The 11,998-nt window shown below is 65.2% G+C and carries 11 protein-coding genes; 6 read left to right on the forward strand and 5 right to left on the reverse strand.

The annotated features are described in order from the left end of the window. Window positions 1–342 (reverse strand): AsnC family transcriptional regulator (locus RMO57_RS00565; protein WP_310383273.1); only part of this gene is annotated, 342 nt, incomplete at its 3' end. A 98-nt stretch (window positions 343–440) separates the two neighbouring features. Between RMO57_RS00565 and RMO57_RS00570 the strand changes: the two genes are divergently transcribed. The 5 genes from RMO57_RS00570 (at window position 441) to RMO57_RS00590 (ending at window position 9,085) form a co-directional block, all read left to right on the forward strand. Beyond that, a complete protein-coding gene (locus RMO57_RS00570) occupies window positions 441–4,175 on the forward strand; it encodes an L-glutamate gamma-semialdehyde dehydrogenase (RefSeq protein WP_414896347.1) in 3,735 nt (1,244 codons plus the stop codon). Between the two features lie 152 nt (window positions 4,176–4,327). Beyond that, on the forward strand, window positions 4,328–6,133 hold the full coding sequence (locus tag RMO57_RS00575; RefSeq protein ID WP_310383276.1) for a diguanylate cyclase: 1,806 nt from the start codon (window positions 4,328–4,330) through the stop codon (window positions 6,131–6,133). 74 nt (window positions 6,134–6,207) lie between these two features. Then, on the forward strand, window positions 6,208–6,693 hold the full coding sequence (locus RMO57_RS00580) for a cytochrome c (RefSeq protein WP_310383278.1): 486 nt from the start codon (window positions 6,208–6,210) through the stop codon (window positions 6,691–6,693). A 309-nt stretch (window positions 6,694–7,002) separates the two neighbouring features. Further along, entirely contained in the window at window positions 7,003–7,734 is a 732-nt protein-coding gene (locus RMO57_RS00585; RefSeq protein WP_310383280.1) for a substrate-binding periplasmic protein, read from the forward strand. Between the two features lie 10 nt (window positions 7,735–7,744). Beyond that, the gene (locus tag RMO57_RS00590; RefSeq protein WP_310383282.1) at window positions 7,745–9,085 is read left to right on the forward strand and encodes an alpha/beta hydrolase; all 1,341 of its coding nucleotides are present in this window, start codon (window positions 7,745–7,747) and stop codon (window positions 9,083–9,085) included. Here RMO57_RS00590 and RMO57_RS00595 read toward each other — a convergent pair. The 4 genes from RMO57_RS00595 to RMO57_RS00610 all read right to left on the reverse strand — a co-directional run bounded on the left by RMO57_RS00595 (window position 9,082) and on the right by RMO57_RS00610 (window position 11,188). Continuing rightward, a complete protein-coding gene (locus RMO57_RS00595) occupies window positions 9,082–9,219 on the reverse strand; it encodes a hypothetical protein (protein WP_310383283.1) in 138 nt (45 codons plus the stop codon). The two genes, RMO57_RS00590 and RMO57_RS00595, sit on opposite strands and share 4 nt — an antisense overlap. Before the next feature lie 153 nt (window positions 9,220–9,372). Next, entirely contained in the window at window positions 9,373–9,834 is a 462-nt protein-coding gene (locus RMO57_RS00600) for a GNAT family N-acetyltransferase (protein ID WP_310383285.1), read from the reverse strand. Window positions 9,835–9,872: 38 nt separating this feature from the next. After that, window positions 9,873–10,511 (reverse strand): GNAT family protein, encoded by a 639-nt coding sequence (locus tag RMO57_RS00605; RefSeq protein WP_310383287.1) that lies wholly within the window; start codon window positions 10,509–10,511, stop codon window positions 9,873–9,875. Between the two features lie 35 nt (window positions 10,512–10,546). Beyond that, window positions 10,547–11,188, reverse strand: a complete 642-nt coding sequence (locus tag RMO57_RS00610; RefSeq protein WP_310383289.1) for an FMN-binding negative transcriptional regulator — start codon at window positions 11,186–11,188, stop codon at window positions 10,547–10,549. 99 nt (window positions 11,189–11,287) lie between these two features. Between RMO57_RS00610 and RMO57_RS00615 the strand changes: the two genes are divergently transcribed. Beyond that, on the forward strand, window positions 11,288–11,998 hold a 711-nt coding region (locus tag RMO57_RS00615; protein WP_310383290.1), incomplete at its 3' end, for a PLP-dependent aminotransferase family protein.

Consider the following 11,998-nt stretch of genomic DNA (forward strand, 5'->3'; position numbering starts at 1 on the left):
CGTTTTCAGCAGATAGTCATAGCCGCCCGCGACCAGATGGCACTCCAAAATTTCCGGCCGCGCCTGCACGGCAGCCTTGAAGTTATCCATCACGTCTTGCACCGTGCGGTCGAGCAGGATCTCGATGAACACCAGCATCGCCGCGCCGAGCTTTGCCGGATTCAGCCTGGCCTCATAGCCGAGGATGTAGTGGTCACGGGTCAGGCGTTTGACGCGCTCCAGCACGGCGGTCGGTGACAGGTGCACCGCTTCGGCCAACTTCAGATTGGAGATGCGGCCGTCGCTTTGCAGCACCCTGAGAATGCGGGCGTCGATTTTGTCTAGCGGAGTTTCCGGGTTCATGCCGCATTTTCCACTGCCGACCAGTGAATGATCTGAATTTAATTCATCTGATTCATTCCTATAGTTCGGCTCTTCACTAGGAACCCGCGGTATTCATCATGTTCACATTTGCTCTGCCACCCGAAGCTGCTCGTCTGCCCGACCCCTACCGGGAGGAGATCGCGGTCGTGCAAGCGCTGGCGCAGTCGATGGCCGACGGGCTCGACTGGTCCAGCGTCTTGACCCTGGCCGGGCCCTGGGTGCAGCAGGTGCGCGCCAACCCGGCGCCGTTCTGGGCGATGGAATCGCTGCTGCGTGAGTACCCGATCAGCAGCAATGAGGGCCTGGCGCTGATGCGCTTGGCCGAGGCGCTGCTGCGCGTGCCCGACGCGCCGACCGCCATCGCGCTGACCGCCGACCAGCTCGGCCGTGGCCAGTTCGACGGCGCTTCCGAGGGCCCGCACAAAATGTTCGCGGCGCTGTCGGCCTCGGCGATCTCGCTGTCGAAAAAATTCCTGCCGGATGCGGAAGGGTCCGGCGGCCTGATGACGCGGCTGGGCGCACAGACCGTCGTCAGCGCCACCGTGCGGGCGATTCAGCTGCTGGGCCGCCAGTTTGTGCTCGGCCGCAATATCAAGGAGGCCAGAGCGGAGGCGGCGAGTGCCCGTAAAGCCCAGCCTAACTTGAGTTTTTCCTACGACATGCTGGGCGAGGGCGCCCGCACGGAAGCCGATGCGCGCCGCTACCACGCCGCCTATATCGGCGCGATCAAGGCGATCGCCGGCGGTGCCCGCGCTGACAGCCCCGAGCAGGCCGACGGCATTTCGATCAAGCTCAGCGCGCTGTTCTCACGCTACGAGGTCTTGCAGCGCGAACGCGTGTTCGCCGAACTGCTGCCGCGCGTCTGGGAGCTGATCACCTTGGCCGCCCAGGCCAATATCAATCTGACCATCGACGCCGAGGAGGTCGACCGGCTGGAGCTCTCGCTCGACGTGCTGGACACGCTGGCCGCCCGCATCGCCAGCACCTATCCGCAATGGCGCGGCTTTGGCCTGGCCGTGCAGGCCTATCAGACGCGGGCGCTGCAGGTCGTTGACGCCGTCGCCGCGATTGCTCGCAAACATGGCCTGCGCTTGATGGTGCGTTTGGTCAAGGGCGCTTATTGGGACGGCGAGATCAAGCGTGCCCAGGAGCAGGGCCTCAGCGCCTACCCGGTGTTCACCCACAAACAGCACACCGATGTGTCGTACCTGGCCTGTGCGCAGGCGCTGATTGGCCATGCCGACGTGATCTACCCGCAGTTCGCCAGCCACAACGCCGGCACCATCGCCGCCATCGTGCTGATGGCGCGCAAGGCCGAAGCCAAGTTTGAAATGCAGCGTTTGCATGGCATGGGCGAAGGTGTGTACCGCGAAGTGCTGCGTGACGGCACGATTCCCTGCCGCGTCTACGCGCCGGTCGGTGAGCACCGCGACTTGTTGGCCTATCTGGTGCGCCGCTTGCTGGAGAACGGCGCCAACTCGTCTTTTGTGCACCAGCTGGCCGACGTCAATGTGCAGGTGCCCGAACTGCTGGGTTCGCCTTTAGAACATGTTCAAACAGCCAGCGCCTTGCCGCTGCCGGTTGCGCTCTACTTCGACCGTTCTGGGGTTGGCCGCGTCAATTCAAGCGGCGCCGACCTGACCGATATGGCGCAGCGCCTGCCCCTGCAACGGGCGCTGGAAACCTATTCGGTGTTGCCGGTGGCCGAGGCCACGCCGGCCTATCTGGCGTCGACGATGGCCGGCCTGCAAGCCGGTTTCGCCGGCTGGAACGCCGTGGCCGTGCAAGAGCGTGCCGCCGTGATGCGGCGCGCTGCTGATGCGCTTGATGCGCGCCTGCCGGAGTTCTGCGCGCTCTTGGTCAAGGAGGCGTTCAAAACGCAAGGCGACTGCGTCGCCGAGGTGCGCGAGGCCGTCGACTTCTTGCGTTACTACGCCGACCAGGCGGAGTTCGACGTTTTTGCGGATCAAGCCGAGAGCGATGCACCCGCTATGCAAGGCCGTGGCGTGTTCGTCTGCATCAGCCCCTGGAACTTCCCGCTGGCGATCTTTGCTGGCCAGGTGGTGGCGGCGCTGGTGGCCGGCAACACGGTGGCGGCCAAGCCGGCCGAGCAGACGCCATTCGTGGCCTTGAAGTTTGTCGAACTGCTTTACGCCGCCGGGGTGCCGCATGACGCGCTGCAACTGCTGCACGGCGCGGGTGAGACGGTCGGCGCGTGCCTGGTGGCAGCCGAGCAGACCGCCGGTGTTTGCTTCACCGGCTCGACCGTGGTCGCGCAAATCATCAACCGTACGCTGGCGGCCAAAGAGGGGCTGGCCAGCGCCGGGCCGTCCCAAGCTGGCTTGCTCCCCCTCGGGGGGGCGGATGCCGCTGCGCGGCAGCCTTGGGGGTCGTCGATCGTGCCTTTGATTGCTGAAACCGGCGGCCTCAACGCGATGCTGGTCGACTCGACCGCGCTGCCCGAGCAGGTCATCGATGCGGTCGTGCAATCGGCCTTCCGCTCGGCCGGCCAGCGCTGCTCGGCGCTGCGCCTCTTGTGCGTGCACGAGAGCATTGCCGACGGCGTGATCGAGATGCTCAGTGGCGCGCTGCAAGAGCTGTGGGTCGGCCAACCGGCCGACCTGGCCACCGATGTCGGCCCGGTCATCGATGACGAAGCGTTTGAGGGCGTCTCGAAAGAGATCGCGCGCCTGAAGCGCGAGGCCAAGCTGATCGCCGAGGCGCCGGTGCACGACGGCATGGCGCGGCTGATTCGCCCGGTCGCGTTTGAGCTCAGCAGCATCAGCGCCTTGCGCCAGGAGATCTTCGGCCCGGTGCTGCATGTGGTGCGCTGGGGCGGCGAGCCGGACGCGGTGATCGAGCAGATCAATGCGCTGGGCTATGGCCTGACCCTGGGGTTGCAGACCCGCATCGATAGCCGGGCGCTGCGCCTGGCCCAACAGGCCCGCATCGGTAACGTCTATGTCAACCGCAACATCATCGGTGCGGTGGTCGGCGTGCAACCCTTCGGTGGCGAGGGCATGTCGGGCACCGGCCCGAAGGCGGGTGGGCCGAACTATCTGTATCGCTTTTGCGCCTTGGCGGGTTTGCCTGGCTCGGCCGAGGCCGCCCCGGCGGGCGTGTCATCGGCGGCCGTGCCCGCCATGCCTGCTGTGTCTATGGCCACGGCCATGGCGACCTTGGCGGCTGGCTATGCGGCCTGGAACGACAAGCCCCTGAGTGAGCGCGCCGCGCTGCTCAGCCGTGCGTTTGCGGGCCAGCCCGAAGCCGCCTTGGTGAGCCGCCGTTTGGCCCAGGCCGAGCAGCTGCTGGCCGACCAGCTGCTGCCCGGCCCGACCGGTGAAAGTAATCAGCTGCGTCAGCATGGCCGCGGCGTGCTGGCGCTGCAAGCCAGCGCGGCCACGCCGGCCGCCTTGGCCTTGGGGGTGGCCGCCGCCTTGGTGGCGGGCAATAGCGTGGCCTTGTTGGTGGACGGCGCCAGCGCCGCGCAGGCCGAGCTTTTGCAGACGCGTTTGCGCGCCGCCGGTTTGCCGGCCGAGGCCTTGCTCCTGCTACCGGGTACCGCGCCAGAGCTGAAGGCCTGGCTGGATGACGAGCGCCTGGCCGGCATCTGCCTGCTCAGCGCCAACGCCGCGGCGGAACGCGCCTTGCTGCGCCAGCTGGCCGCCCAAGACGGCGCCATCCGGCCCTTGATCAGTGCCCAAGAGCTGTTCGATGCGCGCCAGCAATATCGCTTCAGCGCCGAGCAAACCCTGACCATCAACACGGCGGCGGCCGGCGGCAATGCGGCCTTGTTGGCGGGTGTTCATTGACAGGGCAGGGCTGGCAGGACTGACGGGGGAAGGCCGCGCGGGCGCAGGATTTGTTTGTGCGAAATCGTCAACAGACCCGCACAAGGGCCGCCGACGCGATAAATTCGGGAGCTTGTTGGCGGCGCGCGGGCCCAATCCCGGAAGGGGCGTTGATGGCGGATTCAGATTCACGCTTGCTCTGGACGTCCCCGGCGGTCGTCAGCGCGGAGCGCGCGCGGGAGATGTCGCGGCATTCGGTGCGGTCGGTGATGGATGCGCTGTCCGCCCATATCTGCGTGCTGGACGAACGCGGCTTGATCGTCAAGGTCAACCGCGCCTGGCGTGAGTTTGCGGCCGCCAATGGTGGGCAAGCCGCGCTGTGCAGCGAGGGCAATAACTATCTCAGCGCCTGCTCCAGCGACAACGGCGACTCAACACAAGCCGGTGGCGCTGAATTCACGGCCAAGTTGGCGGAGGTGTTGGCCGGCCGGCTGGATGGCTTTCAGCTCGAATACCCCTGCCATTCGCCCGAGCAGACGCGCTGGTTTTTGGCGCGGGTGTCGCGCGTGGCGGACGCCGACCCGCCGCGCATCGTCGTCGCGCATGACAGCGTGACCGAGCTCAAGCTGGTGCAGGAGACCCTGCGCCGTCAAGAAGCCGAGTTACGTGACCTGGCCGCCTCGATTCCCGGCGCCTTGTTTCGCCTCCATGTGCTGCCCGGTGGCGCCCTGCGATTTGTCTATTTCAGCCCCGGCATCGAACGCTTGTTCGGTCTCAGCCCCGCGCAGGCCTGCGGCGACGGACGCAGCTTGTTTCGCCGGCTGTCAAAAGACGCGCGCGGTGTTTGCCGGCGCTCCTTGCGCGCGGCGACGACCAGCGGCAAGCCGTGGGAATGCGAGATGAAGGTCTGTACCGACGTCGGCGATACCGGCGACAGCGGCGACCCTGACGACTTCATCTGGCTGCAGGCCAAGGCCATGGTCAAGGCCGGCGCGGCGTCCGCGGCACCTGGCGCGGCACCTGGCGCGGCACTTTGGACGGGCATGTTGACCGACATCACGGCGCGCAAACGGGCCGAAGCGGCGCTCATGGCCAGCGAAGAATCCTTTCGCCTATTTTTCGAGACCATGCCGCAAGGCATCGTCTATCACGCGTTGTCGGGGCGTGTCACCGCCGCCAATCCGGCCGCCTGTGCCTTGCTTCGGCTCAGCCACGAGCAATTGCTGGGCAAGTCGCCGGTTGATCCCGGCTGGCATGCAATCCACGAGGACGGCAGTGACTTCCCGGCCGCGCAGCATCCCGCCATGGAAGCACTGCGTACCGGCCAGCCGGTGCGGCAGGTGGTGATGGGCTTGTGCCTGGCCGAGGGCAGCTTGGTCTGGCTGCAGGTCAATGCCACGCCGCTTTTCAAGCAAGGCGCATTGAGCGCGGTCTACACCAGCTTTGCTGACATCACCGAGCTGATCCGCACCCGCCAAGAGCTGCACCGCCAGGCCAGCACCGACCACCTGACGGGTGCCGCCAACCGGCGTCATTTCATGGAGCGTCTGCAGGCCGAGTACGGCCGCATTCAGCGCCGCCCCGAGCTGTGCAGCTGTGTGGTGACGCTGGATCACTTCAAACTGATCAATGATCGCTTCGGCCATGCCGCCGGCGACGCCGTGCTGCGCCATGTGACGCTGTTGATGCGGCTGGGCACGCGCCCTCTCGATGTGGTCGGGCGCATTGGTGGCGAAGAGTTCGCCCTGCTGCTGCCCGACTCCAGCCGCGACGACGCACAGGCGCTGGCCGAGCGGCTGCGCTTGCGGATCGAACAGAACCCGGCGCAATACCGGCAAGGGCTCATCCCGGTCACCGTCAGCATCGGCATCAGCGCCATCGTGTCCAGCGACGGCAACGCCGAGGCGGCCTTGATGCGCTCCGACCAGGCCATGTATGGCATCAAAGAGAATGGCCGCAATGGGGTCAGTCTGGCCTGAGTTTGCCGCCGTGTCTGCAAATTGCGGGCCCCGGCCTGTTGCACAATCGGCTCAAACCCGCCCTGGAGAAAGCCATGCCCAATCTGAATAAACCCCGCCTAACTTTCAACCGGATCCGCGTCTTCGGTGGCCTCGCGCTGGCGGCTGCGTTGCTGCCGACGACCAGCTTGGCGATCGAGATTTTGAATCAACAAGGCGCCAAGGAAATTGCCGAGAATGCCAAGTTGCCCGGCTCGTTGCCCAGCGGCTGGCGGGTTTATCAGCAGCGTTGTGCGAGCTGCCACGGCCCGGCGGGCGAGGGTTCGGCCAAGGCCCCCGACCTGCTGCCGCGGGTGCGCGAAATGGGCGCGGAGCGCTTTTCCAACTTGGTGTTGAAGCGCTATGACTGGAGCGCCGCGCCGGCTGCCGCCAGCAGCCCGCAAGCGGCCGCCAAGCCCGGTCAAGCGGTGATGCCCGCGTGGCAGGGCAGCCCAATGGTGAGCGCCCACATCGTCGACCTATACGCTTACTTGAGCGCACGGTCGGAGGGCTCGCAAGGGCCGGGTCAACCGGCGCCGTAATCGTTCGCACCGGCCGCATGTAAGGCATGCTTTACATGCAAAGCGGGTGCAAGAAAATTTCCCGGCAATATTTGAAAGAGGTGGTCTTGGCACTGGCTTTTGCGGGCAGCGCCTTCATCCTCTTCAGCCATGGCTTCCTCGAAGGCCTGAGCTAGCTCAGCCTGAGCATGTTAGAGGTGAGGTCGCTGGCAGGCGTGCTTCGGATCGTCGGCCTGGCGTTAGCGACCAAGCGCCCGCGTCTGGTAAATTAAGCGGGTGTTCTGTGCTCCCTTCTCCATCAAGAATTTGCTCCGGCTGGCGCTTTGCTGTGTGGCGCTTGTGCCCCCCTCGGCTTGGGCCGCGGCGCGCGCGGCGGAGTTCCGGGTTGACCTGATTCAGCTGGATCCCTGGGCCAAACCGAACCCGGACCTTGGCTTGAGGGCGAAGGAGCCCTACGTCGGCATCATCGTGGATCTGCTGAACGAGTTCGAGCGCCGCAGCGGCCACAGCACCGTCAGGATCCTCACGCCCTATGCCCGCGTCGAGCGCGACCTGCAGTTGGGCAACACCGATTTTTCCATCATGGCCTGGGGCGATGCCAGGGCGGCATATGCCAACCGAGGGACGGCCTTGGTGCCGCTTGAGTTTGGCGTTAAGGCGCGCAAAGGTGTGCGGCTGAGGACCTATGAAGATTTGCGCCAGATCGTCGTCGCCGCGCCGCGTGGCCTCAAGGTGGATCCGCGCTTTGACATCGATGCGGAGGTGCGCAAGGAATTGCTGCTGGACTACACCCAAGCCATTCGCATGACGATTGCACAGCGTGATGCCAAGGCCGTGGCGGGCTCCTTGGCATCGTTGGGCCATATCATTCAAAAGCTGGGCCTGGAGGCCGAATTCGGCGATGTGCTGGTGCTCAACACCACCTACCTGACCGTGGCGTTCTCGAAAAAGTCGCCCTTGCTGGCTGCCGAGGCGCAGGTCAATGCCATCTTCAAGACCATCGTCGACGACGGCACGGCGAAGACGATCTACGAACGCTGGATGTTCCAGGCACGCGATTGACGCCGTCGCTATGCCTTTGAAACCGGTTGACCACTTCCGCGCCGCGCACCGCCTGACTGCCGCCGTTGTTTCGGCCTTGCTGCTCAGCGCATGCCAAGCGCCGATACGGCTGATGCCGACACCGGTCAGTTTCAGGACCGGCGACGTTGACCCCTTCGCGCAAGCGGGCGCCAAGCTGCTTGGCACCGAGGTGCCCGTGCTTTATGTCACCAACCGAGGGGCGGTGATCGAAAAGCCCGAACCGATCCACACCATCTTGCCCAGTGAGCGGCTGCGCATGGGCATCGCCCATGTCCGCATCGGTGACGAGAACCTCGACTGGGAAACGCTGCACCGGCTCTCCACCAGCGACGACGCCGACGAACGCCCGCTTTTGAAGCTGGAGTCTTTAGAGCAAATAGCCTCCTTGGGTTACAAGCAAAGCCTGGCAGATTCGGCTGACACCCGGGCCTTCTTTGCACTGCTGAACAAGGCACTGGCGGCCAGCGAGAATCAGGAACTGGTCATTTATGTGCATGGTTCCAACAACACCATCCCTCGCGGCACGGCGCAAGCGGCACAGCTGCGCCATTTCACCGGCAGGCGCATGGTGGTGCTGTCCTTTTTGTGGCCATCGGCAGGCTCTATCCTCAAGTACTTCACCGATGTCGGCAATGCCAAAGCCTCGGTCGAGCCCTTCGTGCGCTTGCTGGAACTGCTGGCCGAGCACTCAACAGCGAGCCACGTCAATGTGCTGGCCTATAGTGCCGGCGCGCAAATTGTCAGTCCGGCGCTGGCCATGCTGGGTCAGTCGGCGCGGCCGGGTGAGTCGCGCGAGCAGTTGCGCCAGCGCCTGCGCTTGAACCACATCTATTTCGCCGCCGCCGATATCGACACCCGCCGTTTTGTCGACGAGTTGAAGCTCTATGTCGACCTGGTGGGGCGGGTCAGCAATGCCGGCAATTTGAATGACTCGGCGCTACGCTTCAGCGCCTTGGTCAACCGCGCTTCGCGCATTGGGCGGATTGACCGGACGGAACTCGATGCCGAGCAGACCGGTTTTTTGATTGCCGCGTCACAGCAATACGGTTTTGATTTGATCAAGGTCGACCCCCAAGCCATCCCCAAGCTGCCGCAGAGTTCACATGCCTTCTGGTACGAAGACCCGTGGGTCAGCAGCGATCTGCTCGGCCTTTTGCTGCTCAATGCCGAACCACAGCGGCGCGGCCTGGAACCGCAAAGCGCCGCTCAAGGAGCCCGTTACTGGACCTTCCCACCGGATTTCGATCTGCGCGTCAAGCAGCTGTTCAAGCCGGCCGCCGGAGCCGCTGCCGATTCGAGCAAGCAAGGGCGCAGCCTGCCTTCGCCCTAATCGATCATGCCGCGCGCCTGCGCCTGCTCGGGCTTGGCGAACTTGGCCATCGCCGTTCGCATCGCCCGAAAGCCCAGCTTCGCGTAAAAGGGCTGCTTGCCCGGCGCCGATGATGGCGCCGTCCAGATAGACAAAGCAACAACATTGGCTATTTCTGAAACTCAGCGCCAACGTAGCGGGGTCGCGTGTGTCCAAGGGCGCACGTTCGAACACATCGGCCAAAGCCAGCCAGTCCACGCGCTCGGTATCGGTGCACAGCCGCGGTTTGCTCGTCGCTTCACTCTCACTCATGGCGTGCCGGTATAGACGATGAAGCCGCCATGCTTGCCGACCTTGTCGTAGAGCTGGCGGCCGGCCGCGTTCGACGCGTGGGTGTGCCAGTAGACCCGGTCGATGCCGGCCTGCCGAGCGGCTTCGCTAACGCCGCCTATCAGCGCACGGCCGACGCCGAGGCCGCGCTGTGCCGGCGCGGTGAACAGGTCTTGCAAATAGCAGACCCTGTCCAGGCGCGTCGTGCTGCGGTGAAACAGATAGTGGCTCAGGCCGAGCAGTTGGCCGGCGCGCTCGGCCACCAGCGCGAACACCGGCTCCTCTGGATCAAAGAAGCGGGCCCAGGTGGACGCGGTGATAGCGGGGGCTAGCGCGGTCTCACCGGCGCGGCCGTAGAAGGCGTTGTAGCCGTCCCAGAGCGGCTGCCAGGCGTCGAAATCACTGGGTGCAAGTGGCCGAACGATGAGAGTGTCAGGCATGTTGTGCGTCATTCAGGTTGCGGAGGGTTGTGGCTTGATCAAGCGCGCAGCGTGGCCAGATGCGCCTTCACCGCCGACCACTCGCTGTCGATGACGGAGAAGTAGACGGTATCCCTGACCCTGCCGCTGTCATTGACGATGTGGCGGCGGAAGATGCCCTCCTGTGTGGCGCCTATGCGTGCAATCGCGTCGCGCGACTTGTCGTTCAAGAAGTCGGTCTTCAACTCGACCCGGTGCGCGCCCAGCGTCTCGAAGGCATGCGTCAGCAACAGCGTCTTGGCCTCGGTATTGACGCTGCTGCGCTGCCAGGCCGGCGCTACCCAGGTCCAGCCGATCTCCAAGCGCCGGTCGCGCAGCGAGATATTGCCGAAGCGGCTGCTGCCGACCACCGGGCCGCTTGTGCCCGGCCCGCTCTCTCCCGGCCCGCTCGCTCCCGGCCCGGCCAGCACCAGCGCGAAGGGCAGCGCGACACCTTTGGCTTGATCCTCCAGTGCTGAATCGACATAGGCGCGCATCTCCGCCGCCGTGCTGATCAGCGAGGGGACCCAGCGCCACAGCTCGGGCACCAGGCCGACGGCGGCGAGCCCGTCGAGATGGGCAAGGCTCAAGGGTTCCAAGCGCAAGCTGGGGCCTTGCAAGGTGACGGGGGCGACTTGCATCGGAGCGATGGGCTTCATGAGGAGGAGTGCTTTGAGAGGTGGAAACTGCTTGCTTACAGACCCAGCTTGGCCATCCAGGCGGCCACGTCCTGCTCGGCCGGCGTGCCGGCGGCCATCGCTTCCCGAATGCGGCCACGCTCGGCCGCGCTGCGGTTCTGGCTCAGTTTGAACTTGCCTTCCCAGCGCCGAATATGCAGGCGAAAACCGACGATCGCGCCCAGCAACTTGCTTTGAAAGTCCTCCGGCAAGTCGCGCCACTGCGCCGCGTAGCCGGGTTCATGCTGGGCGATCAGGCGCTTGAGCAGATCGTCCTTGGCCTGTGCGTCGTCAATCAGCTCCAGCTCGCCGTAGACATGCACGGCCGCGTAGTTCCAGGTCGGCACGGCCAAGTGACTGTCGTAGTGGCGCGGCGACACATAGGCGCTCGGGCCGCTGAACACCGCCAGCACGTCCTGGCCCTGCGCATGCAGTCCGGCCAGCCAACCCCAATGCGGATTGGCCCGCGCCATATGGCCTTCCAGCAGCATGCCGCAGCCGTCTTTGTCCGAGGCTTGATCGAGCAAGGTCAAGGGCAGATGGCTGCCGAACGCCTGGCCCTGGGCGTCCGGGCCTATCAGCAGAGCCAAGGGGCAGGCCCGCATCAGTTGATGAACGGGAACGAGTTCTTTGGCGGCGAAGTGGGCGGGCATGTACATGGGGCGGCCTTACGGATGGTCGGGTGGTGGTTTGGATAGCCAGGCCTTCAGCTTAGCTGCCAAATTGGTACGATCAAAGATCCACTTTGCGGCGATTTCATGGATCCAATTATTCAAGCCACCTTGACGCTGGATCCGGCCGGCATGTTGTTGCAGCCGGGTCAGGGGCTGGCGCAGCAGATTCACGCCCAGCTCAAGGACAAGATCCTGCAAGGGGAGTTGAGCGCCCACGCCCGCCTGCCGACGACGCGCGAGTTGGCCACTGCGCTGCAGGTCTCACGCAACACCGTGGTGCGCGCCTATGAGGCCTTGGCCAGCGAGGGTTTTGTGCTCGGGCGGGTCGGTGCTGGCTGCTTTGTGGCCGAGGTCGCCGGCCTGGCCAAGCCCCGCGCCGCCGAGTCCGGGCTTGGTCCTGCGCACAAGAGTCCGAGCACCGACTTGTGGGCGCGGCTGCAGGCTTTTGAGCCTGCGCCGACGGTGAGCCGGCAGGCACGCGCTTTTCGCCACGGGCTGCCGGCGCTTGATCTGTTTCCCCATGCCCTGTGGTCGCGCTTGCAAGCCCGCTTCTGGCGCCAGCAAGCGCGCCTCAACAAGCCTGCACAAAGCCAAGGCGGCGCGCCCGGCCTCAGCTACGGCGAGGCGGCCGGCCTGCCGCGCCTGCGCGAGCTGATCGCCGCCTATCTGAGCCACTCGCGCGGCCTGCAATGCGGCGCCGATCAGATCATCATCACGGCGGGCTCACAACAGGCGATTGCGATGGCCGCCCTGGCGCTGGTGCAGCGCGGCGACCGGGTCGGCATGGAGTCGCCC

The sequence above is a fragment of the Roseateles sp. genome, assembly GCF_031397715.1.
Lineage (GTDB): Bacteria > Pseudomonadota > Gammaproteobacteria > Burkholderiales > Burkholderiaceae_C > Paucibacter_A.